Here is a 21,066-nt window from a genome sequence, read left to right on the forward strand (position 1 = left end):
TGAATGCGGCGAGTTCAGCGAGGCAGGGCGATCCATTGCTCCGCCACGCGGTGGATGCGAATGCGACGATCGAACACTTCTTCGAGCGCTTCATGGGTCGCGGGGTCGCTGCATGCGCCGTGATGCAGCACGCGGCCACCCGCCATGACCACGAGCGCATCGGCCGCCAGCGCCATCGAGAGTTCGTGCAGCACGCTCACCACCGTGCGCCCTTCGACGACGAGCGTACGCGCGGTCTTCATCCAGTCGGCCTGGTGCGGTGGATCGAGATTGGCGAGCGGCTCGTCCATGAGCAGCAGTTGCGCTTCGACCGCCAGCGCGCGCGCCAGCAAGACGCGCTGCCGCTCGCCGCCGGAGAGCTGGCCGAGCGGCCGCATGCGCCAGTCCCACGCCTGCGTGCTGCGCAGCGCGCGCTCGACGGCGGCGCGATCGGTTTCGCTCGGTGCGGTCAGCCAGCGCTGATGCGGCAAGCGGCCGAGCATCGCCACGTCGTAGACCATCAGATCGTCGGCGCTGCCCTCGCCCGCTCCGCTTTGCCCCAGCCAGGAGAGCTGCTGGGCGCGCGTGCGACCCGAAAGTTTTGCCATCGGTTCGCCGAAGAGATGCACCTCGCCGTCGTGCGGGAGCAGGCCTGCAAGCGCCTTCAACAAGGTCGACTTGCCAGCGCCATTCGGACCGACGATGCTGGTCCAGCGACCGGTCTCGATCGCGAGGTCAATGCCGTGCAGAACCTCCGAGGTGCCGAGAACGGCGGTCAACGACTTGCACTCGACGGCGGCGCGCGTCATGAAAGGCCGCCCCTCGAACTGCGCCGGTGCATGAGCCACAGCAGATACGAGCCGCCGAGAACTCCCGTAAGCACGCCGACGGGCAACTCCTGCGGCGCCACGAGCCAGCGTGCCAGCAGGTCGGCCGCCATCAACAGCAGCCCGCCCATCAACGCCGACAGCACGATCAGCCGCGCGTGCGTGGTCTTGACGGCAGAGCGCACCAAGTGCGGCGCAGCGAGGCCCACGAACGCGATCAATCCGGTCTGCGCGACAGCGGCGCCCGTCGCCATCGACAGCACCGCGACCAGCGCCATGCGCATCGCGCCAAGCGGCAAGCCGAGGCTGCGAGCCGTGGCCTCGCCGAGCGCAAGGCCATCGAGCACCGGCGCCAACGCCCATGCGCACACGAGGCACACCACCGCCAACGCGGCCATCACCCCGCAAGCGCTCCAGCCGATGAGGCCGGTGCTGCCCAGCATGAACGCCTGGATCGCCTGAAGCAGGTCGGCCGAGGCAATGGTGATGAGATCCTTGGCCGCGCCGAGCACGACGCCGACGATCACGCCGGCCAGCAACAGCCGCAGCGTTTGCTGCACACCGCGCGCCAGCAGCAGCGTGAGCAGCACCGCCAGCACAGCGCCGACGAAGGCCGCACCCGTGAGGCCGAGCCGGACCACCCACTGCGTGCTGGCCGGCGAGGCCCCGAAGACGACCAGCGCGACCGCCACGCCGAGCGATGCGCCCGATGCGCTGCCAAGCAGATAAGGGTCGGCCAACGGATTGCGAAAGAGCCCCTGCGCCACCGCACCGGCCAGGCCGAGCAGCGCGCCGGCGAGCCAGGCGCCGAGGGTGCGCGGCAGTCGGATCTCGCGGACGATCTGCAATGCGACCGGATCCCGCCAGGCGGCCACCACACTTTTGAAACCGGTGCTGCCGATACCGATGCCGACCACCACGAGCACAAGACCCAACGCGAGCAGAACAACGCCCAGCGTGAGGGCGCGGCGGTGCTGATCGACTTGAGCGAGGCTCATCGTTGTTGCGTCATTTCGACTGGTCCACGATGCACTGCGCCATCAAACGGGCTGCCTCGCCCATGCGCGGGCCGGGCCGCACCAGCACGTCGGACTGCGCCGCAGTGAAGCGGCAAATGTGCCCGTCGCGCACGGCACGAATCAGTGACCAGCCGGGCCGTTGTTCAAGCCCTTGCGCACTGCGCTCGCCCACCATGATGAGGTCCGGATTGGCGCGAACGACGTACTCCGGGTTGAGCTTGGGAAACGGTCCGAGCGCGGTTGGCACGATGTTCTTCACGCCCAGCCGCGTCAGCGTCTCGCCGATGAAGGAGCTCTCACCCGCCGCGTACGGCGTGCTGTTGATCTCGAAGTACACGCGCGTCCGCCGGGCTTCGGGCGGTAGCGACTGCGCCGCAGCCGACACGCTGGCATCGATCGCACGCCACACGCGCTGCGCATCGTCGGCGCCGAGCATCTGACCGAGCGCATCGAGCACACGTTGCACGTCGGCATGGTTCTTCGGCTCCAGCACCAGCACCTTGAGCCCGAGTTGCTCCAGCCGCTGCGTGACGCGCGACGACTTGGCGAGCAGCACCACGTCGGGCCTCAGCGCGACGATGGCTTCGACGTTCGGGTCGAGGCCGCCGCCCACTTGCGGCAACGCGCGCACCAGCTCGGGTGAATTCGAATAGCGGTCAACACCGACGAGCCGGCTGCAGGCGCCAAGTGCGCAGACCGATTCGGTGAGCGATGGCAGCAGCGCGACGATGCGTTGCGGCGGCTGCGGAAAGTCGACGGCGACGCCGCGTTCGTCGGTGACGATCACGGCACGCGCCGGCAGCGCTGCCACAAACATCAGCGCCATCGGCACGCAGATGGTCCAGAGCGCCGTGATGATCTTGTTCATGTCCGTCAAACCGGCGGCGCCGGTGCCTTCAACGTCAGCGGCAAGCCGGCCACCATCAGCGTGACGCGATCGCATGCCGTGGCCACTTCCTGGTTGAGCCGGCCCAACGCATCGACGAAAGCACGCGTTTCACCGCCCAATGGGATGACGCCGAGGCCGATCTCGTTGCCGACCAGCACGATCGGGCCGCGCGCGCCGCGTAAGGCAGCGACGAGCATTGCAATACGCTGGGTCGCGTCGAGAGGTAAGTCCATGTCCGTCGCCGGACCGTCCGACGCATACGGCATGTGGGGCGTGTGGGGCGTGTGGGGCGTGTGAGGCATCAGCAGGTGGGTAAGCCACAGCGTAAGACAGTCGACCACCACCATCGTATCGGCAGCGGAATGCGCAACGATGGCCTCGGCCAGTGCGGAAGACTCTTCGACAGTTGACATCGCTGGCAAGCGAAGAGCGCGGTCCTGCCGGTGTCGCAGGATGCGCGCGCGCATCTCGTCGTCGTGCGCCTGCGCCGTCGCCACCATCACCGCGCGGTGATCGGATGACGCAGCGAGCCAGTCGACCGCCCGCTGCTCGGCGAGTCGCGACTTGCCGCTCCTCTGGCCGCCGAGGATGAACTCGCGCGACCGGTCAGCCGCGCGTTTATCGGGGTACGCGGAATGCGGCATCGTCAGCGGCGGGCCATTGCGCAGGCCGTCGTGATGGCGTTCAGTGTGGCTGCCACTTGACACCGACATAGACAGCACGGCCCGGAGTTGCGTAGCCATCGACCAGCTGGTAGTTTTTGTCACCCAAGTTGTCGACGCGCGCCAAAAGCGTGACGTCGCGAACAATCTCGGTGCTCGCACTGAGATTGAACAGCGTGTAACCACCAAGCGTCTTTTTGTTGGCCGCTTCCGCATAGCGAAAGCCCGAGGCCTGAACTTCGGCACCCAAGGTCCATCCGGCAACACGCCAGTCAGCACCCAGCGTGGCATGCCTACGCGAGCGCAAGGCCAGCAGCTTGTCTGTCTCGGCGTCCTTCGGGTCCTGGAAGTCGAGCGAACCGCGCAACGTCACGTCGCCGATGTGATGGCTGCCCGCGAGGGTAACGCCCCGCAGCACGGCGCGGGCGGTGTTCGCGTAGCAACCGAAGCCGGAGCTGCACGCGGTCGAGTCATTGTCGAAAGTGATGAGATTTCGCACGCGATTGCGGTAGGCCACGATACTGCCTGCTGTCGCGGCATCGGCGAATCGCAATCCGATCTCGGCGTTGAGCGAGGTCTCGGGCTGCAGGGCCGCGTTGCCGTATTCGCTGAAGCGCTGGTACAGGGTGGGTGCGCGGAATGCCGTGCCAGCCGAAGCGGTCGCACGCCAGTTCTGCGCAAACGAATAGCCATAGGCTGCGCTGCCGGTGGTCTTGCCACCGAACTCGCTGTCGTTGTCATGACGCACGTTCAGTTGCAGCGAATGGGCGCCCTGATTGAAACCGTAACCGAGCGCCAGCGCGTCTTGTGAGCGCTTCCTGAAGATGGTGGTGCTGAAGCTGTCCAGTGCCGGGTTGAAGAGCTTGTCCTCACGACGCTCTAAAGCCGCGGTGAACAGGCTGGCGCCGAGGCGGTACTCGTTCTGGAACAGGTAATTGCGCAGCTGCGTTTGCGTGATGTAAGCCGACGGCGTCGTTTCGTATCGCGAGTTTGAGTCGGTCACCGAAAGCTTGGTGCTGTAGGCCTCTGTCCACTGCGCCGACCAACTCAGGCCGGCGGTTCGCAAATGGTAGAGATTGCGGTCGTTCACCGGCTGCTTCGGGTTGTAGCCATAGTTGTCGTAGCCCGAATTGGTTTCGCTCTCGAGCACCGTGGCGTCGATCCGGTGCTGCGCGTTGATCTGGTAGCCGAGTCGCACATTAGCCGAGCTCGCATGGTAGTAGTCCTTGTCCGGATCATGGTTGGCGACCGATGGCGTGCGTACGTCGAACCCAGCGTTTTCCTGGTACGCCGCGCCGATCGAATAGTCGAAAGCGCCGGCCGAACCACTGACACCGGCCTGCGATGTACGCAAGCCTTTGCTGCCGAAACCGAAGCCGACGTACGGAGTGGCAGCCCCTTCGCCGCGCCGCGTGAAGAGCTGGATGACGCCGCCAATGGCGTCGGAGCCGTAGACCGCAGCGGCCGGGCCTCGCAGCACTTCAATGCGGTCGATCTGCGCCAGCGGAATGCTTTCCCATGTAGCACCGCCGGTCGACTGCGAATCGACACGCACGCCATCGACATACACAGCCGTGAAACGCGTGTCGGCGCCGCGAAGGAACACGCTGGTTGTGTTGCCGACACCACCGTTGCGCGTGATTTCGACGCCAGGTAGACGTGCCAACACATCAGCAACGCCGACGGCGCCGCTGCGCTCGATCGTTTCACGGTCGACGATCGACACATCAGCGACCAATTCAGACCGGGGCTGGGGCACGCGGGTCGCGGTGACCACCGTTTCGCTGAGCGATGACGGGCTTTGTGCGAGCGCAAGGAGTGGCACTTGCAGCAAGGCGGCAAGCAGGGGAACACTGGTTTTCATTTGAAAGGACCGGATAGCAATGCCCGTCACCGGCTTCCCCGCCGGTAATTGAGCGTAATGGCCGGCTGCGCGCACCACCCAACGGTGACGCGCGCGGCTTGCCGCTTCGTTGGCCGGTATCCGGGCTGACAGAGTGCTCGACCCGCCTTCCCAGGCGCCTGTTTCAGGGCGCCCAGTGGCTGCTGGGGAAAGTGATGTCGGCGCATGAACGCCGGCATCGTCTGTTTGACCGTTGCGGGGGCAGCGCAGGTGGCTTCGGTTTTCGTTATGGTGAAGACCGCGACTCCTGCTTCCCGTTGAACTGCGCCGCGTGAACCACGGCGCGAGCACCAACGGGGCGGATTCTAAATTGAAAGAACTTGCAATCGCGGGAACCTACAATCCAGACCCATGTCCGCCGCCAGTCCCATTGACCAGATCGCCGACCGAGTCGAGCGCCTCCTGGTTCGCCACGAAGAGGTGCAACGCACCAATGCGCTGTTGCAGGAACAGGTCGATGCGCTGACGCGGGAGCGCGACGCGCTCAAATCGCGGCTCGCGGCCGCTCGAACGCGCATCGACGCGCTGCTCGAAAGGCTGCCGGCCGACCCACCCTCTCCTGAAGATTCCGCAGCATGAAGCAGATAGAAGTACAGATCATGGGCCAGAGCTATTTGCTCGGCTGCCCAGCAGACGGCGAGTCGCAATTGCGCAGCGCGGTCGACCACGTCGACGCTGCCATGTGCAAGATTCGCGATGCCGGCAAGGTGAAGGCGCGCGACCGCATCGCCGTGCTGGCCTCGCTGAATATCGCGTTCGATTTGATTCAGGCGCAGGCCGCATCTGCTGCCGAAGTGGCGGTCGCGCCCCCGCCCGTCGCCGCAGCCGGGAGCCCGGTCGCACCGCTCTTGCCGATGGCCACGCCCTCAGATACAGCGAATCACGCCGACGTGGACGACCCTCGCCTGCCGCAGCTTTTGCAGCGCCTCGACAATGCCCTCGCGGGCGATGGACATTTGCTCTGATGGCCTACACAGCGAGCGTGGGGCTGGCGTAGACTCGTCCTTGTCTGCGGTGTTGTCGAACTTAATATTTCCTTGTTCCAATGCTCTCCGGAGCCGGGCTTGGTACATCGCTAGGTAGGCGTGATCATCTCGCGTTAGATGAACCCGAAGCCCTGCTGCCCTCGCCCACCTGAACCCTGGTTCAGGATGCGGGTTCGGCTCCATTCGCAGACACCTATTCGAAACAACGGCCCCGAGATCCTTAGGATCCCGGGGCCGTTTTTTTGGGTGCGGGTTTGTTCTCGAGGTTAGCGCGAGAACAACGCCTTGTGCTGCTCTCGCAGCCGCGCCTTCTGAACCTTGCCCATGGCGTTTCGCGGCAGTTCGGCAACGACGAAGCAGCGCTTGGGTATCTTGAAATTGGCCAGCATCGATTTCAGGGCGGCCAGCATCGCATCAGCGTCGAGTGTGGCGCCGCCTTTGGCGATGACGATGGCCACGCCCACCTCGCCGAAGTCGGCGTGCGGCACGCCGACCACCGCACTTTCCGCGACGCCGGGCATCTCGTTGAGGTAACCCTCGATCTCCGCCGGGTACACGTTGTAGCCGCCGCTGATGATCAGGTCCTTGCTGCGCCCTACGATGGTGATGTAGCCGAGCCCGTCGATCTTGCCAACGTCGCCGGTCTTGAAATAGCCGTCGACGGTGAACTCTTCTTTGGTCTTCTCCGGCATGCGCCAGTAACCGGCGAACACGTTGGGGCCGCTGACCTCGATGTTGCCTATCTCGTCGGTGGTGCACTCGCGACCCAAACCTCCTTGTCCTTCGCTTTCACCCTCTTCGCTCGACATCACGCGCAACTGCACACCCGGCAGCGCGAACCCGACCGTGCCACCACGCCGCTCACCCTGCACCGGGCGGTAAGGGTTGGAGGTCAGCATCGCCGTTTCACTCATGCCGTAGCGCTCGAGAATGGTGTGCCCGGTGCGCTTGCGAAACTCGTTGAACGTCTCGATCAGCAGCGGCGCCGATCCGGCGATAAAGAGGCGCATGTTGCGCACCGCTTCTTTGGTGAGGCCGGGCTCGGCGAGCAGGCGAACATAAAGTGTCGGCACGCCCATGAACACCGTCGCCTCGGGCAGTCGGGCAACGATGCGCTTCGGGTCGAACTTGCCGAACCACAGCATCTTGCTGCCATTGAGCAGCGCGCCATCCATCGCGACGAAAAGCCCGTGCACGTGAAATATCGGCAAGGCATGGATCAGCACGTCGCCACCCTCTTCAGCGCTGCGCCAGCCCCAATAATCTTTCAGCAGTTCCGCGTTCGACAGCAGGTTGCGGTGCGTCAGCATCGCGCCCTTGCTGCGGCCGGTGGTACCGCTGGTGTAGAGGATCGCGGCCAGGTCGTCTTCGGCTTTTTGCGCAACGGTATGACGGTCGCTGCACAGCGCCGCTACTTCGAGCAACGTCCCGGTGCGGTCGTCGTCGAGAGTGAACACGTGCTGGGTGCCTGCAGAGCTGGCGATGGGCCCGACCCAGCTCGCATTGCCGCTGGTGCACACCACCACCGCGGGCGCGGCGTTGCCGATGAAGTACTGGATCTCCGCGCTTTGGTAGGCGGTATTGAGTGGCAGGAACACATAGCCCGCGCGCAGCGTCGCCAGGTAAAGCAACATCGCCTCGACCGATTTTTCGACCTGCACTGCGATACGCGCACCGGGCTCCAGATCGAGCGCATCGAGCAGGTTGGCGATCATGGCGCTGGCGCGTTCGAGATCACGCCACGAATAGAACAAGCCGTTGTCGGTCTCTACTGCGATGGCGTCGAGGTCGACCGGAAAGTTGGCGCGCAAGGCGCTGAACAGGTTGGCGTTTTCGGTGGGCTTCGTCATGCGTCAAAAATCAGGAGAGCGTTTGGCGAGAAAGGCGGCAATGCCTTCGCGGTGCTCGGGAGAATCGGCATAGTCGTAGGCGCCCCGCAGCAGGCCTTGAACCACGCTCGATACCGCCTCGTTCAAGGCAGTAAAAGTGCGCTTGTTGAATAGCGCGGCTTGTGGTGCCAGCGCCGCGATTCGCAGCGCGTGATCGCGCGCGGCGACGGGCACCTCGGCGTCGGGTAGTACATGCAGCAAAAAGCCCGCGTCGTACAAGCGAGCGGCGCTGTGCACGCCGGCCGCCAGCAGCATGTCGCGCGCGAGCACGTCACCAATCGCACCGTGCACCAACGCGGCTTCGCGCGGCGCCATCGGGAAGCCCAGCTTGGCGATCGGTGCGCCGAACTTCGCGGAAACTCCGGCGATGCGGATGTCGCAGCAGCTCGCGATCTCCAGGCCGGCGCCCATACAAGCGCCTTCGATCTGCGCGACCAATGGCACGCGGCAGTCGAGCATCGCCTGTAGCGCGGCCCACACCTCGTCCTCGTGGAAAGCGCGGAGCCGCTCGGTGTCGAATCGAAACGACGGGTACTCCGAGATGTCGCCACCCGCGCAAAAGGCGCTGCCGGCACCGCGCACGACGATGCACCGCAAGCCTTCGTCGTTGCCGGCAACGGCGAACACGTCACGCAGTTCGCGCCACATGGCACGCGTCATCGCATTCAGCCTGGATGCGTTCGCGAGCGTGACCCATGCGACGCGGCCCTCGCGCTGCAGAGAGACCGAGGCGCTCACCGCAACCGTCATTCGAGCTTGGCCCCCGAGGCTTTCACGACGCCAGCCCAGCGCTTGATTTCGCTGTTGACGAAAGCGCCGTATTGCGGCCCGACCAGGTTCGGAATCTCCGATCCATTGTTGGCCCAGATCGTCTTCGACTCGTCGGCGGTCATCGCCTTTTTCATCTCGTCGACGATGCGCGTCTGCACCGCGGCAGGCGTGCCCTTGGGAGCCCACAGGCCGTACCAGGTGGTCACGGTGTAGTCGGGCAAACCGGCTTCGCGGGCGCACGGCACATTGGGAAAGGCCGGATTGCGTTGCGCGCCGGAGACCATCAGCGCCTTGATGTGGCCGCTCTTGATGTGCTGCGCAGACGAGCCGAGGCCATCGAACATAACGTCGACGTTGCCGGAGATCAGGTCGGCCAGCGCCGGCCCGGCACCGCGGTAAGGGATGTGCGTGATGAAGGTGCCGGTCTGCAGCTTGAACAGCTCGCCGGCCAGGTGATGCGACGTGTCCGCACCGGCCGATGCGTAGTTCAGCTTGCCCGGGGTGCGCTTGGCCTCTGCGATGAACTCCTGGATCGTGTTGGCCGACACCCGCTTCGGGTTGACCACGACGACCTGCGGCACGTTGGCGAGCAGCAGCAACGGCACGAAATCGCGCTCGATGTCGTAGTCGAGCTTGGGGTACACCGACGGCGCGATGGCGTGGTGTACGGCGCCCATGAAGAGCAGGTAGCCATCGGACGCGCCCTTGGATGCGATGCTCGCGCCGAGCGTGCCACCCGCGCCACCGCGGTTGTCGACGACCAGCGTCTGGCCCGTCTGTTTGGTGAACTGGCCCGACAGCGGCCGGGCGAAAGCGTCGGTGCCGCCGCCCGCGGGGAACGGCACGATCATGGTGACGGGCCTGGCGGGCCAGGCGGGTTGTGCACGCACTGCGCCGCTGAGAACCGCGGCACTCGCGGCGGCAAGGCGCAATACGTCGCGCCGGGGAAGCACTGAAAAAGGGTCTGTCATCCGGAAAGTCCTCTGCCGTTTGCGGATTGGGTCAGCCCTTGAAGAAGAGTCCGTCGATGTCGCCCGACACCGCCACTTTTCCATCGGCCAGCCATGCACGATGCGCGTGGCGGCGTCGTCAGCCTTCGAAGGTTGCGCCGCATCCAGCGCCGCCAGCACGCGATCGGCCGTCGGCGGCAACGAACCGACGAGCTGCCCGATGGCGGCGGCTCGTCCAGCTTGCCGAGCAGCAAGGTTGCGTTCTTGCCGAGCCAGATCGCGGTCGTTGCCTTGGCAGCCGGCACGGCGGCCGCGGTCTCGTCGAGCAGTGGCGTGATGCCTTCGCTGATGCGGTCGACCATCGCCACCTCGACAAAGATCAGCGGCTCGTTCGGCAGGCGCGGATGAAAAAATCCGTAGCAGCGGCGGTCGCTGTCGTCCAGCCGGTTCTTGACGTCGGGCCAGCCCTTGATGTCGTGCACCGCCTCGTAGCGAATCAGCTTCTCGATGAGCGACACCAGCGCGCGGCGCAGTCGCATTTCGGCCTGCCCTTCGTCGGGTGTGCCGACAGCCGACTGGTGATGATTGCGCGCCGGCTTCACGGTGGTCGCCATGTCCACGTTCCTCTCCTATGACGTCGTGACCCGTGCCGGCACCGGGCGCCGCGCGGCCCACAACCAGAGGCCGATGCCGAACAGCACCATCGGCACGCAGAGCCATTGACCCTGGCTCAGGTTGAGCGCCCGCAGCCCGAGAAAGTCGTCCGGCTCGCGAAAGAACTCGGCGATGAAACGGAAGATGCCATAGCCGATCAGGAACATCGCCGCCACCTGGCCTTGCTTGCGTTCCTTGCGCGCATAGAGCCACAGCAGCACGAACAGCAGAATGCCTTCGAGCAGGAACTGATACACCTGCGACGGATGCCGCGGCAGCATCGAGCCGCTTTGCGGAAACACCATGCCCCACGGCAGATCGGGACTGCTGAAGCGGCCCCACAGCTCGCCGTTGATGAAGTTGCCGACGCGCCCCGCCGCCAGCCCCAACGGCACGCACGGCGCGATGAAGTCCATCACCTGCCAGAACGGCCGCGCCCGCGAATGGGAATACCAGATCATGGAAGCGATGACGCCGAGCATGCCGCCGTGAAAGCTCATGCCGCCCTGCCAAACGAAGAAGATTTCGAGCGGATGCGTCAGGTAGTAGCCGGGTTTGTAGAAGAGGCAATAGCCCAGCCGGCCGCCGACGATGACACCCATCACGCCGAGGAACAGCATGTCCTCGATGTCTTTGCGCGCCCATGCCGCTGCGCTATCGAGCGACCGGTACGGCTCGTGGCGCAGGCGCCGCGTCGCCAGAAAAAAGAAAAGCGCGAATGCGGCCAGATAGGTCAGGCCATACCAGTGGATGGCGATCGGTCCGAGCTGGAGGGCAACGGGGTTGATCTGCGGATACATGAGCATGCGGACATTGTGCCGCGCCCTGCCGCCATGTTCGAGTCGGCGTCGGGCGTGTCGCTGCGGTCGAACTCAGCCGCCGCCCCGCTGCCGCACGAACGCCACGAAGCGTGCCAGCGCCGCGTTGGCATTTTGCGCAGGCCACACCAGACTCGTCTCGCAGCCCGGCAACACAGGTGACGACTTGCGCCGCGTGGCCGATGCCAGCTCCTCTGCTTTCCTATAAACCACGCCGGCACGACGGAATTGCGTCACGCTCTGCGGCACCCACGCCACGCCGATGGCGCCCCAGACGAGGTTGACGATGGTCTGCATCTGGATCGCCTCTTGCGCTATGGCAGGTGCCAAACCGGCCGCGTGATACAGACCGACGATGGCATCGTGCAGGGAAGGCAGGATGCGCCGCGGAAAGATCACGAGCGGTTGCGCCAGCACGTCGCTCAGCGACGGTCGATTTACGCGGGCCAGCGGATGCCGCGCCGGCAACGCGAGCACCAGCGGCTCTTCGGACACCGGCAGGCGCTCCAGCCCCGGCGGCGCGAAGCCTGGCGAATGCAGCATGAGGCCGGCGTCGATGTCGCCACGCGCAAAGGCTTCGAGCTGCGCATCGCCGGTTGCTTCTACGAGTTCGAGCGCGACCTCGGGGCACAGCGCCCTGAATTCACGCACCCAGGCCGGCAGTGTCTCGAAGCCGATGGTCGAAACGAACGCGAGCCGCACACGGCCCACTTCACCTGCGGCAGCAGCCCGAGCACGGGCGGGCAGCGCCTGTGCTCGCGCCAGCAGTTCGCGCACGTCCGGCAACAACGTTTCGCCGGCCGGAGTCAGCGCAACGCGGCGTCGCGTTCGGTCGAACAGCATCACGCCGAGCGTCTTCTCGAGCTGCGCGATCGCCTGCGTCACCGGCGGCTGCGTCATGTGCAGTCGCACTGCCGCGCGCCCAAAGTGCAGTTCTTCTGCGACAGCGACGAACTGCCGCCAGGCACGCAGATCCACGATGGCTTCTTTCATACGCGCAGCATATCAATGCCTCCAAAAATAGGATTGGAAGCAATCAATCGTTCGGCCGATACTGGGTGTCCCACAAGATCACCCAACGAGAGACACCATGGCCAACGAACCCCTCCAGATCAACCGCCGCAGCGCCAACATCGTCGAAGGCAAAGCGCGCGCGCCCAACCGTTCGATGTTCTATGCCATGGGCTACGAGGAGGCCGACTTCAAGAAGCCGATGGTCGGCGTGGCCAACGGCCACAGCACCATCACACCGTGCAACTCGGGCCTGCAGAAACTGGCCGACGCGGCCATCGAAGGCATCGAGGAAGCCGGCGGCAATGCGCAGGTGTTTGGCACACCGACCATCAGCGACGGCATGGCGATGGGCACCGAAGGCATGAAGTACTCGCTGGTCAGCCGTGAAGTCATCAGCGACTGCATCGAGACCTGCGTTGGTGGTCAGTGGATGGACGGCGTGCTGGTGGTCGGCGGCTGCGACAAGAACATGCCGGGCGGCATGATGGGCATGCTGCGCGCCAACGTGCCGGCGATCTACGTCTACGGCGGCACCATCCTGCCGGGCCGCTACAAGGGGCAAGACCTGAACATCGTCAGCGTGTTCGAAGCGGTCGGCCAGAACGCCGCCGGCAACATGAGCGACGAAGACCTGCGCGAGATCGAGATGCGCGCCATTCCCGGTCCCGGCTCGTGCGGCGGCATGTACACCGCGAACACGATGTCGAGCGCGTTCGAGGCACTCGGCATGTCGCTGCCCTACTCGTCGACCATGGCCAATCCGCACGACGAAAAGCAGAACTCGGCCAAGGAGTCGGCCAAGGTGCTGATCGAGGCGATCAAGAAGGACCTGAAGCCGCGCGACATCGTGACCAAGAAGGCGATCGAGAACGCGGTGGCGGTGATCATGGCGACCGGTGGCTCGACCAACGCGGTGCTGCACTTCCTGGCGATCGCACACACGGCCGACGTCGAATGGACCATCGACGACTTCGAGCGCATGCGCAAGAAAGTGCCGGTGCTGTGTGACCTCAAGCCCTCCGGCAAGTACCTCGCGGTCGACCTGCACCAGGCCGGCGGCATTCCGCAAGTCATGAAGGTGCTGCTGAAGGCCGGCCTGTTGCATGGCGACTGCATCACCATCACCGGCCAGACGATTGCCGAAGTGCTGAAAGACGTGCCTGACGTCCCGCGCGCCGACCAGGACGTGATCCGCCCGATCGACAAGCCGATGTACGCCCAGGGTCACCTCGCCATCCTCAAGGGCAACCTGTCCCCAGAGGGCGCGGTTGCCAAGATCACCGGTCTGAAGAACCCTGTCATCACCGGCCCGGCGCGCGTGTTCGACGACGAACAATCGGCCTTGACCGCCATCCTTGCCGGCAAGATTGTCGCTGGCGACGTGATGGTGCTGCGCTACCTCGGCCCCAAGGGCGGACCGGGCATGCCGGAGATGTTGGCCCCTACCGGCGCGCTGATCGGTGCCGGCCTGGGTGAAACTGTCGGCCTGATCACCGACGGCCGCTTTTCCGGCGGCACCTGGGGCATGGTCGTGGGCCACGTCGCTCCGGAAGCCTATGCCGGCGGCACCATCGCGTTCGTCGAAGAAGGCGACTCGATCACCATCGACGCGCACAAGCTGGTGCTCGAATTGAACGTGCCCGAAGCCGAGATCGACAAGCGCCGCAAAGCGTGGAAGGCGCCGGCGCCGCGCTACACGCGCGGCGTGCAGGCCAAGTTCGCGTTCAATGCGTCGAGCGCGAGTTCGGGTGCGGTGCTGGACAAGTACTGATCGACGCCAGGCGGTCGCTCGATCGCCCTGCGCTTACTTGCGCCGCTTCTGCGCAGACCGGCTGTTCAACATGCCCAGCGCGCTGCGCTGGCGGTCGATGCGGTTTTGCTTGCGCAGGTTTTCTTTTTCGATAACTCGGCGCTTGGTGTAGCCCGACGCATCGGCGTAAGCCCACCATGCCACCGCGAGCGCGAATGGAATCAGCACGATCCACCAGCTCCATTGAGCGATGAAGCCGACCTCGAGGTACTTCAACACCGCGCCCAGCACACCTATCAGCAGAAACAACATGGCGCATCTTTCAGGGGGAATCGATCAGGCATTGGGCGCCGGAACACGGGCTACCTACAATGCCTGTTACCAGAATGTAACCTGCCCTTCGAAGCACGATCCATGAAAAAAGTACTGTTCTCCGTCGTTTTCGGCCTCTTGGTGACGGGCACCGCCATAGCCGATCCGGCTGATTTGGTGTTGGCGACATCGAAGAACTGCATGAGCTGCCACGCGGTCGAGCGCAAGGTGCTGGGACCGTCGTTCAAGGACGTGGCCGCCAAATACAAGGACGACAAGGGCGCGGTCGACATGCTGGCGACCAAGATCAAGAAGGGCGGCTCCGGTGTTTGGGGGCCGGTGCCAATGCCGGCCAACACGCAAGTCAGCGACGCCGACGCCCGGAAGCTGGCTGCCTGGGTGCTTTCGACCAAGTAACCGACAGCGCTGACGGTGCGCCGAGTCAGGCGCCCGGCGGTGGCGTGATGATGGTCGCCGAGCGGCGGTCCAGCCGGTCTTCCAGTTGCCCGATGTGTGCAGCCATCGTGTTGTCCGACTGATCTACCCGGGCCAGCACAGCGCGCTCCATGTCGGCGGCACGTGTCGCCTGTTTCTGCTCCTGCGCCTCGATGAAGGCCCGCAACTCGGTAAAGCGCGAGGCCTCGGCCTTGTCGGCCAATTCACGCTGCGCCTGCAGCTCTTTGGTGTGGCGACGCGTGTCGAGCATCAACGTGCTCTGCAGATAGAACACGTAGATCAGGAACATCAGCCCGAGCAAGGCGGTCAGCCCCAGCATGATGAGCCCGAGCGGCGCCGTCACCTGCATCACGCCGATCGACATGATCGTCGGCGCAGACAGCCCGCCCCAGTTGAGCGCAGCCAATGCCGCGATCAACACCACTACCAACACCAACGCTCCGGTTCTGACACCCATGATTCACTCCCGATAAACGACCCGTCAGTATGCTTGACCGAGTTGTTCGAGGATCGCGGGATTTTCCAGCGTCGAGGTGTCCTGCGTGATGGCTTCGCCCTTGGCGATACTGCGCAACAGGCGCCGCATGATCTTGCCGCTGCGCGTCTTGGGCAGGTTGTCGGCAAATCGAATGTCCTTGGGCTTGGCGATGGGACCGATTTCTTTCGCCACCCACGCGCGCAGTTCGTTGGCGATCTGCTTGGCCTCGTCGCCGGTCGGTCGACCGCGCTTGAGGACGACGAAGGCGCACACGGCCTCGCCCGTCACATCGTCCGGACGGCCGACCACGGCAGCCTCGGCCACGATGTCGGTCTTGGAGACCAGCGCCGATTCGATTTCCATCGTGCCGAGCCGGTGACCCGACACGTTGAGTACGTCGTCGATGCGTCCGGTGATGCGAAAGTAGCCGCGATCGGTGCTGCGCACGGCGCCGTCGCCCGCCAGATAAATCGTGCCGCCCATCTCTTCCGGAAAGTAGCTCTTCTTGAAGCGCTCCGGGTCGTTCCAGATGGTGCGGATCATCGAAGGCCACGGCCGTTTGATGACCAGCATGCCGCCGGCGCCGTTGGGCAAATCCTTGCCGGTTTCATCGACGATGGCGGCCATGATTCCCGGCAGCGGCAAGGTGCACGAACCCGGCACCAGCGGCGTGGCGCCCGGCAGCGGCGTAATGACGTGGCCGCCCGTTTCGGTCTGCCAGAAGGTGTCGACGATCGGACATTTCTCGTGGCCGATATTCCGGTGGTACCACATCCAGGCTTCAGGATTGATGGGCTCACCGACCGAACCGAGGATGCGCAGGCTCGACAGATCCCAGTTCTTAGGATGCACCTTTTCGTCGGATTCGGCCGCTTTGATCAGCGAGCGGATGGCCGTCGGCGCAGTGTAGAAAATCGAGACCTTGTGCTTCTCGATCATTTGCCAGAAGCGACCGGCGTGCGGGAACGTCGGCACGCCTTCGAACACCACTTGCGTGGCGCCGGCCGCCAGCGGACCGTAGGCGACGTAGGTGTGGCCGGTGATCCAGCCGATGTCGGCGGTGCACCAGAAGACGTCTTCGGGACGAATGTCGAAGGTCCAGTCCATCGTGAGCTTGGCCCACAGCAGATAGCCGCCGGTGGCGTGCTGGACACCCTTGGGTTTGCCGGTCGAACCGGAGGTGTAGAGGATGAAGAGCGGATGCTCTGCATTGACCGGCGTGGCCGGGCAGTCGGTGCTTTGGCCGTGCATCAACCCGTCGAAGGTCTTGTCGCGGCCCGCGATCATGTTGCAGGCGGTTTTGGTGCGCTCGTACACCAGCACGTTCTTGATCGACTCGCAGCCGCCGAGCGCGATGCCGTCGTCGACGATCGCCTTCAGCGGCAGTTCCTTGCCGCCGCGCATCTGGTAGTTGGAAGTGATCACCGCCACGGCACCGGCGTCGATGATGCGTTCCTGCAGCGCCTTGGCCGAAAAGCCGCCGAACACGACGCTGTGCGTTGCACCGATGCGGGCGCAGGCCTGCATCGCGATGACACCCTCGACCGTCATCGGCATGTAGACGATGACGCGGTCGCCCTTCTGAATACCTGCTGCCTTCAGCCCGTTGGCAAACTGGCTCACGCGCGCCAGCAGTTCCTTGTAGGTGACGTGGGTGACCGTGCCGTCGTCGGCTTCGAAGATGATCGCCGTCTTGTTCTCGACAGGCGTGCCCATGTGCTTGTCGAGGCAGTTGGCGCTGGCGTTGAGTTCGCCGTCGCCGAACCATTGATAAAACGGCGCGTTCGACTCGTCGAGCGTGCGCGTAAAGGGTGTCGTCCAGGTCAGGTTCTCTTTGGCGAGGCGCGTCCAGAAGCCCTCCGGATCGCTCTGGGCTTCCTTGCACAGCGCGTCATACGCCGCCATGCTGGCAATGCGCGCGCCGTTTTGGGCGCGTTCGTCAGGAGGAAAAACACGGTTCTCGACAAGAACCGATTCGATCGTAGATGCGCTGCTCATGGTTGTCTCCTGAACCTGCTTGTAATGACGGGAACGCCTGTGGGCGGTAATGTCGACGGGCGCACTTACGGGCTACTGACGGGTCCATATTAGCCACACGCGACGGCGTAGCAACCCATTTCCGCCCCCTAAAATTGCCTTTTCCACCCTCCACGCCCGATGTCCATTCCCGACCCGCAATTTCCCACGCAAGGCAAGGTTTCGCCGTTGCGCCCCCTGCCCAAGTTGATCTTCGCGAGCCGCTGGCTGCAGTTGCCGCTGTACCTCGGGCTGATCGTCGCGCAGGGCGTGTACGTGGTGCACTTCCTGGTCGAACTGCTGCATCTGGTCGAGGCGGCGTTCGGCAGCCAGACGGCGCTGCAGGCACTGATCAGCAGCATCGGCTACAAGACCGCGGCGCCGATCGTCACGCTCAACGAGACGGTCATCATGCTGGTGGTGCTGGCGCTGATCGACGTGGTCATGATCAGCAACCTGCTCATCATGGTGATCGTGGGCGGCTACGAAACTTTCGTGAGCCGGATGGACCTCGAAGGCCACCGCGACCAGCCCGAGTGGCTGAGCCACGTGAACGCCTCTGTGCTGAAGGTGAAGCTGGCCACCGCCATCATCGGCATCAGCTCGATTCATCTGCTCAAGACCTTCATCAACGCCGACAACTACACCGACCGGGTGCTGATCGCGCAGACGGTGATCCACATCACCTTCCTGATGTCTGCGATGGCGATTGCGTACACCGACAAGCTGATGGCGCGCGCGCCGGGCGAGCACTGACTCAACGCAAATTCCGGGCGCTCCGCCGGGCGCCCCGGCTTGACAGCTCTCAGCGGCCGGTCATGTTTTCAGGAATGACCCAGGCATCGAATTGCTCACCTGTGAGGTGCCCTGAAGCCACGGCCGCCTCGCGCAGGCTGCTGCCTTCCTTGTGCGCCTTCTTGGCGATGTAGGCCGCCTTGTCGTAGCCGATGTGCGTGTTCAGCGCCGTCACCAGCATCAGCGAGCGCTGGACTAACTCGGCGATGCGCTCGCGGTTCGGCTCGATGCCGACAGCGCAATGGTCGTTGAAGCTCACCATGCCATCGGCCAGCAATCGCACGCTCTGCAGGAAGTTGTGCGCCACCATCGGGCGGAACACGTTGAGCTCGAAGTTGCCCGACGCACCGCCGATGTTGATGGCGACGTCGTTGCCCATCACCTGCGCGGCCAGCATGGTGACCGCCTCACTCTGCGTTGGGTTGACCTTGCCCGGCATGATCGAAGAGCCAGGTTCGTTCTCGGGGATGCTCAGTTCGCCGATGCCGCTGCGCGGGCCGCTCGCCAGCCAGCGCACGTCGTTGGCGATCTTGTTCATGCTGGCGGCCAATGTCTTGAGCGCGCCGTGCGCATGCACCAGCGCATCGACCGAAGCCATCGACTCGAACTTGTTCGGCGCGGTGATGAAGGGCAGCCCCGTGAGGCGCGCCAGTTCGGCCGCCACCTGCTCGGCATAGCCCTTGGGCGCATTGAGCCCGGTGCCGACCGCCGTGCCGCCGAGGGCCAGCTCGCACAGGTGCGGCAGCGCTGCGCGCACATGCGCTTCACCGTGTTTCAGCTGCGCCGCGTAGCCCGAAAATTCCTGGCCCAGCGTGAGCGGCGTCGCGTCCTGCAGGTGTGTGCGCCCGATCTTCACGATGTCAATGAAGTCGAGCGACTTCTGCTCCAGCGTGCCACGCAGCTTGGCGATGGCAGGCAGCAGCTTGTGGGTGAGCGCCTCTACGGCAGCCACATGCATGGCAGTCGGGAACACGTCGTTGCTCGACTGGCTGCGGTTGACGTCGTCGTTCGGATGCACCAGCCGCCCTTCGCCACGCTCTCCGCCGAGCAACTCGCTCGCTCGGTTGGCCAGCACCTCGTTCACGTTCATGTTGGTCTGCGTACCGGAGCCGGTCTGCCACACCACCAGCGGGAACTCGTCCGGGTGCTTCCCGGCGATGACTTCATCGGCCGCGGCGACGATGGCCTTAGTCTTCTTTTCGTCCTGCAGGCCGAGCGCGTGGTTGACCACCGCCGACGCCCGCTTGACCTGCGCCAGCGCCGTGATGATTTCACGCGGCTGGCGCTCGCCCGAGATGTCGAAGTTCTGTAGCGAGCGCTGCGTTTGGGCGCCCCAGAGCTTGTCCGACGCAACGTCGATGGGGCCGAAAGTGTCGCGCTCGGTGCGTGTGGTCATGAGGAGAAGCTGTGGTCGCAGTGATGAAACGAACTGCCAGTATGGGCCGAACAAGAAGGGTTCTCACTGGCAGGGATTTCAAAAGCGCCCGCGGTCAGAGGCATCTAAGGGATAGTCCCTGCGCAGAAATGTCGCGTGGGCGACGTCGGCGCCGCGACGCGCGCCCTACTGTCCTTCTCCATAACAAAACCCATTGGAGACACGCATGCAGCGCTCAGGTTTCATCCGCCCGGTCCGGTCGTTGCTGTGCGTTGCAGCGCTCGCCGCATGCGGCATCGCGTCGGCAGCAGAGACGGTCAAAATCGCCTTCATCGAGGTGCTCTCCGGCGCCTTCGCATTCACAGGCCAGAGCTCGCTCAACCAACTGCGAGAAGTCGTCGCGCAACTCAACGCGAATGCCACGCCGACCGACCCGAAACTTGAAATCGTGCCGTTCGACGGCAAGGGTTCACCGCAGGAAAGCACCGTGGCGCTGAAGGCTGCTTCCGACCAGGGCATCCGTTACGCGACCCAGGGCGGTGGCTCGGGCGTGGCGTTTGCGCTGGTCGACGCCATCAACAAGCAGGCCGATCGCGACCCGAACAACGCGATGGTCTACCTCAACTATTCGGCGATGGACCCGGGGCTGACCAACGACAAATGCAGCTTCTGGCACTTCCGTTTCTATCCCTCTAGCGAGATGCAGATCGAAGGCCTGACGACCTATCTGCAAAAGAAGCCGGACGTGAAAAAGGTGTTCCTGTTCAACCAGAACTACACGCACGGCCAGCAGGTCGCAAAGGCCTCACGCGCCTACCTGGCCAGAAAGCGGCCCGACATCCAGATCGTCGGCGAGGACTACGTGCCGATCGCCACGGTGCGGGACTTCGCGCCCTACGTCGCCAAGATCGCCGCGTCGGGCGCCGACACGGTCATCACCTCCAACTGGGGCACCGACCTCGGCCTCCTCTTCAAGGCCGCCAAGGACTACAACCTCAACATCAATTTCTACACCTTCAACGCCAACAATCCGGGCATCCCGGCGCAGATGGGTTCGTGGGGCGTCGAGAAAGTCAACGTGATGTGGAACTGGGGCAGCAACGCACCGACGCCCGCGCTCGAAAAGATCGCCATGGCATACAAGAAGAAATCGCCGGAAGACGACTTCATCTACGCGTCGCACTGGTACACCATGAACATGCTGCGCGCTGCCATGCGGCAGGCCAAATCGACCGACCCGAAGAAGGTCGCATTCGCCCTGGAAGGCATGAAGTACGAGAGCCCGGTCGGCGAAGTCGAGATGCGCAAGGTCGATCACCAGATGCTCGCCCCGATCTACCTCGGCGTGTGGGCCAAGCAGGGCAGCCCCGGCGTGAAACACGACGCCGACAACACGGGCTACGGCTTCCGTTCCGAAGTGGTGTGGGATTCGTATGTGAGCGCGCAGCCAACGTCCTGCCAGATGAAGCGGCCGCCGGCCTGACGCAAGGTACATCGCGGGGCGGTGGGGGATAATTTCGGCT

The 21,066-nt window shown here is 64.4% G+C and carries 20 protein-coding genes, 1 pseudogene and 1 riboswitch; of the genes and pseudogenes, 6 read left to right on the forward strand and 15 right to left on the reverse strand.

Annotated features, from left to right (window positions below):
- Window positions 1-14: 14 nt before the first annotated feature.
- From RCH10_RS12395 to RCH10_RS12415, 5 genes are read right to left on the reverse strand one after another with little or no spacing between them, the layout of a single operon-like run.
- Window positions 15-788, reverse strand: coding sequence for an ABC transporter ATP-binding protein (locus tag RCH10_RS12395; RefSeq protein ID WP_409052585.1), 774 nt, complete (start codon window positions 786-788; stop codon window positions 15-17).
- Complete coding sequence (locus tag RCH10_RS12400) at window positions 785-1,804, reverse strand: FecCD family ABC transporter permease (RefSeq protein WP_409052586.1); 1,020 nt, start codon at window positions 1,802-1,804, stop codon at window positions 785-787. The genes RCH10_RS12395 and RCH10_RS12400 overlap by 4 nt, the downstream gene beginning before the upstream one ends.
- 10 nt (window positions 1,805-1,814) lie before the next feature.
- Window positions 1,815-2,651 (reverse strand): ABC transporter substrate-binding protein, encoded by an 837-nt coding sequence (locus RCH10_RS12405; protein WP_409052672.1) that lies wholly within the window; start codon window positions 2,649-2,651, stop codon window positions 1,815-1,817.
- 47 nt (window positions 2,652-2,698) lie between these two features.
- The gene (locus RCH10_RS12410; RefSeq protein WP_409052673.1) at window positions 2,699-3,358 is read right to left on the reverse strand and encodes a bifunctional adenosylcobinamide kinase/adenosylcobinamide-phosphate guanylyltransferase; all 660 of its coding nucleotides are present in this window, start codon (window positions 3,356-3,358) and stop codon (window positions 2,699-2,701) included.
- Window positions 3,359-3,398: 40 nt separating this feature from the next.
- A complete protein-coding gene (locus RCH10_RS12415; protein WP_409052587.1) occupies window positions 3,399-5,240 on the reverse strand; it encodes a TonB-dependent receptor domain-containing protein in 1,842 nt (613 codons plus the stop codon).
- 93 nt (window positions 5,241-5,333) lie between these two features.
- Window positions 5,334-5,589: riboswitch (cobalamin riboswitch) on the reverse strand.
- A 41-nt stretch (window positions 5,590-5,630) separates the two neighbouring features.
- On the opposite strand from RCH10_RS12415, the gene RCH10_RS12420 reads away from it, so the two are divergent.
- Both RCH10_RS12420 and RCH10_RS12425 read left to right on the forward strand, forming a co-directional pair.
- On the forward strand, window positions 5,631-5,858 hold the full coding sequence (locus RCH10_RS12420; protein WP_323497021.1) for a DUF904 domain-containing protein: 228 nt from the start codon (window positions 5,631-5,633) through the stop codon (window positions 5,856-5,858).
- Window positions 5,855-6,244: a cell division protein ZapA gene (locus tag RCH10_RS12425; protein ID WP_409052588.1), complete on the forward strand. Its 390-nt coding sequence runs from the start codon at window positions 5,855-5,857 to the stop codon at window positions 6,242-6,244. The genes RCH10_RS12420 and RCH10_RS12425 overlap by 4 nt, the downstream gene beginning before the upstream one ends.
- 287 nt (window positions 6,245-6,531) lie before the next feature.
- Here the strand turns inward: RCH10_RS12425 and RCH10_RS12430 are convergent, their stop codons facing one another.
- The 6 genes and pseudogenes from RCH10_RS12430 to RCH10_RS12455 all read right to left on the reverse strand — a co-directional run bounded on the left by RCH10_RS12430 (window position 6,532) and on the right by RCH10_RS12455 (window position 12,340).
- Complete coding sequence (locus RCH10_RS12430; protein WP_409052589.1) at window positions 6,532-8,115, reverse strand: malonate--CoA ligase; 1,584 nt, start codon at window positions 8,113-8,115, stop codon at window positions 6,532-6,534.
- 3 nt (window positions 8,116-8,118) lie between these two features.
- Window positions 8,119-8,904 carry an enoyl-CoA hydratase/isomerase family protein gene (locus tag RCH10_RS12435; protein WP_409052590.1) on the reverse strand — a complete coding sequence of 262 codons (786 nt, stop codon included), beginning with the start codon at window positions 8,902-8,904 and terminating at the stop codon, window positions 8,119-8,121.
- Entirely contained in the window at window positions 8,901-9,896 is a 996-nt protein-coding gene (locus RCH10_RS12440) for a Bug family tripartite tricarboxylate transporter substrate binding protein (RefSeq protein WP_409052591.1), read from the reverse strand. Before RCH10_RS12440 ends, RCH10_RS12435 begins: the two co-directional genes overlap by 4 nt.
- 251 nt (window positions 9,897-10,147) lie before the next feature.
- Window positions 10,148-10,486 (reverse strand): annotated as a pseudogene (locus RCH10_RS12445) (malonyl-CoA decarboxylase domain-containing protein); the annotation flags it as partial.
- An 18-nt stretch (window positions 10,487-10,504) separates the two neighbouring features.
- Entirely contained in the window at window positions 10,505-11,335 is an 831-nt protein-coding gene (gene lgt / locus RCH10_RS12450; protein WP_187052259.1) for a prolipoprotein diacylglyceryl transferase, read from the reverse strand.
- Between the two features lie 66 nt (window positions 11,336-11,401).
- A complete protein-coding gene (locus RCH10_RS12455; protein WP_409052592.1) occupies window positions 11,402-12,340 on the reverse strand; it encodes a LysR family transcriptional regulator in 939 nt (312 codons plus the stop codon).
- A gap of 97 nt (window positions 12,341-12,437) precedes the next feature.
- Here RCH10_RS12455 and ilvD point away from each other — a divergent pair, with 97 nt between their 5' ends.
- On the forward strand, window positions 12,438-14,132 hold the full coding sequence (gene ilvD, locus RCH10_RS12460) for a dihydroxy-acid dehydratase (protein WP_409052593.1): 1,695 nt from the start codon (window positions 12,438-12,440) through the stop codon (window positions 14,130-14,132).
- A gap of 33 nt (window positions 14,133-14,165) precedes the next feature.
- On the opposite strand, the gene RCH10_RS12465 is transcribed toward ilvD, so the two are convergent.
- Entirely contained in the window at window positions 14,166-14,423 is a 258-nt protein-coding gene (locus RCH10_RS12465) for a TIGR04438 family Trp-rich protein (RefSeq protein ID WP_409052594.1), read from the reverse strand.
- Window positions 14,424-14,525: 102 nt separating this feature from the next.
- On the opposite strand from RCH10_RS12465, the gene RCH10_RS12470 reads away from it, so the two are divergent.
- Entirely contained in the window at window positions 14,526-14,840 is a 315-nt protein-coding gene (locus tag RCH10_RS12470) for a c-type cytochrome (protein WP_323497014.1), read from the forward strand.
- Between the two features lie 25 nt (window positions 14,841-14,865).
- Here the strand turns inward: RCH10_RS12470 and RCH10_RS12475 are convergent, their stop codons facing one another.
- Both RCH10_RS12475 and acs read right to left on the reverse strand, forming a co-directional pair.
- Window positions 14,866-15,336, reverse strand: coding sequence for a LapA family protein (locus tag RCH10_RS12475; RefSeq protein ID WP_323497013.1), 471 nt, complete (start codon window positions 15,334-15,336; stop codon window positions 14,866-14,868).
- A 24-nt stretch (window positions 15,337-15,360) separates the two neighbouring features.
- Complete coding sequence (acs, locus tag RCH10_RS12480) at window positions 15,361-17,355, reverse strand: acetate--CoA ligase (protein WP_409052595.1); 1,995 nt, start codon at window positions 17,353-17,355, stop codon at window positions 15,361-15,363.
- A 159-nt stretch (window positions 17,356-17,514) separates the two neighbouring features.
- Here acs and RCH10_RS12485 point away from each other — a divergent pair, with 159 nt between their 5' ends.
- On the forward strand, window positions 17,515-18,129 hold the full coding sequence (locus RCH10_RS12485; RefSeq protein ID WP_187052266.1) for a YqhA family protein: 615 nt from the start codon (window positions 17,515-17,517) through the stop codon (window positions 18,127-18,129).
- Between the two features lie 49 nt (window positions 18,130-18,178).
- On the opposite strand, the gene fumC is transcribed toward RCH10_RS12485, so the two are convergent.
- The gene (fumC, locus tag RCH10_RS12490; protein WP_409052596.1) at window positions 18,179-19,564 is read right to left on the reverse strand and encodes a class II fumarate hydratase; all 1,386 of its coding nucleotides are present in this window, start codon (window positions 19,562-19,564) and stop codon (window positions 18,179-18,181) included.
- A gap of 205 nt (window positions 19,565-19,769) precedes the next feature.
- Between fumC and RCH10_RS12495 the strand changes: the two genes are divergently transcribed.
- Window positions 19,770-21,026, forward strand: coding sequence for a branched-chain amino acid ABC transporter substrate-binding protein (locus tag RCH10_RS12495; protein ID WP_409052597.1), 1,257 nt, complete (start codon window positions 19,770-19,772; stop codon window positions 21,024-21,026).
- Window positions 21,027-21,066: the final 40 nt, after the last annotated feature.

Source organism: Variovorax sp. GrIS 2.14 (assembly GCF_046115955.1).
Lineage (GTDB): Bacteria > Pseudomonadota > Gammaproteobacteria > Burkholderiales > Burkholderiaceae_C > Variovorax.

Excerpts from the sequence above, each read along its gene's own strand:
- RCH10_RS12395 (WP_409052585.1), bottom strand. The coding sequence starts at position 788 with ATGACGCGCGCCGCCGTCGAGTGCAAGTCGTTGACCGCCGTTCTCGGC.
- RCH10_RS12400 (WP_409052586.1), bottom strand. The coding sequence starts at position 1,804 with ATGAGCCTCGCTCAAGTCGATCAGCACCGCCGCGCCCTCACGCTGGGC.
- RCH10_RS12405 (WP_409052672.1), bottom strand. The coding sequence starts at position 2,651 with ATGGCGCTGATGTTTGTGGCAGCGCTGCCGGCGCGTGCCGTGATCGTC.
- RCH10_RS12410 (WP_409052673.1), bottom strand. The coding sequence starts at position 3,358 with ATGCCGCATTCCGCGTACCCCGATAAACGCGCGGCTGACCGGTCGCGC.
- RCH10_RS12415 (WP_409052587.1), bottom strand. The coding sequence starts at position 5,240 with ATGAAAACCAGTGTTCCCCTGCTTGCCGCCTTGCTGCAAGTGCCACTC.
- RCH10_RS12420 (WP_323497021.1), top strand. The coding sequence starts at position 5,631 with ATGTCCGCCGCCAGTCCCATTGACCAGATCGCCGACCGAGTCGAGCGC.
- RCH10_RS12425 (WP_409052588.1), top strand. The coding sequence starts at position 5,855 with ATGAAGCAGATAGAAGTACAGATCATGGGCCAGAGCTATTTGCTCGGC.
- RCH10_RS12430 (WP_409052589.1), bottom strand. The coding sequence starts at position 8,115 with ATGACGAAGCCCACCGAAAACGCCAACCTGTTCAGCGCCTTGCGCGCC.
- RCH10_RS12435 (WP_409052590.1), bottom strand. The coding sequence starts at position 8,904 with ATGACGGTTGCGGTGAGCGCCTCGGTCTCTCTGCAGCGCGAGGGCCGC.
- RCH10_RS12440 (WP_409052591.1), bottom strand. The coding sequence starts at position 9,896 with ATGACAGACCCTTTTTCAGTGCTTCCCCGGCGCGACGTATTGCGCCTT.
- lgt (WP_187052259.1), bottom strand. The coding sequence starts at position 11,335 with ATGCTCATGTATCCGCAGATCAACCCCGTTGCCCTCCAGCTCGGACCG.
- RCH10_RS12455 (WP_409052592.1), bottom strand. The coding sequence starts at position 12,340 with ATGAAAGAAGCCATCGTGGATCTGCGTGCCTGGCGGCAGTTCGTCGCT.
- ilvD (WP_409052593.1), top strand. The coding sequence starts at position 12,438 with ATGGCCAACGAACCCCTCCAGATCAACCGCCGCAGCGCCAACATCGTC.
- RCH10_RS12465 (WP_409052594.1), bottom strand. The coding sequence starts at position 14,423 with ATGTTGTTTCTGCTGATAGGTGTGCTGGGCGCGGTGTTGAAGTACCTC.
- RCH10_RS12470 (WP_323497014.1), top strand. The coding sequence starts at position 14,526 with ATGAAAAAAGTACTGTTCTCCGTCGTTTTCGGCCTCTTGGTGACGGGC.
- RCH10_RS12475 (WP_323497013.1), bottom strand. The coding sequence starts at position 15,336 with ATGGGTGTCAGAACCGGAGCGTTGGTGTTGGTAGTGGTGTTGATCGCG.
- acs (WP_409052595.1), bottom strand. The coding sequence starts at position 17,355 with ATGAGCAGCGCATCTACGATCGAATCGGTTCTTGTCGAGAACCGTGTT.
- RCH10_RS12485 (WP_187052266.1), top strand. The coding sequence starts at position 17,515 with ATGTCCATTCCCGACCCGCAATTTCCCACGCAAGGCAAGGTTTCGCCG.
- fumC (WP_409052596.1), bottom strand. The coding sequence starts at position 19,564 with ATGACCACACGCACCGAGCGCGACACTTTCGGCCCCATCGACGTTGCG.
- RCH10_RS12495 (WP_409052597.1), top strand. The coding sequence starts at position 19,770 with ATGCAGCGCTCAGGTTTCATCCGCCCGGTCCGGTCGTTGCTGTGCGTT.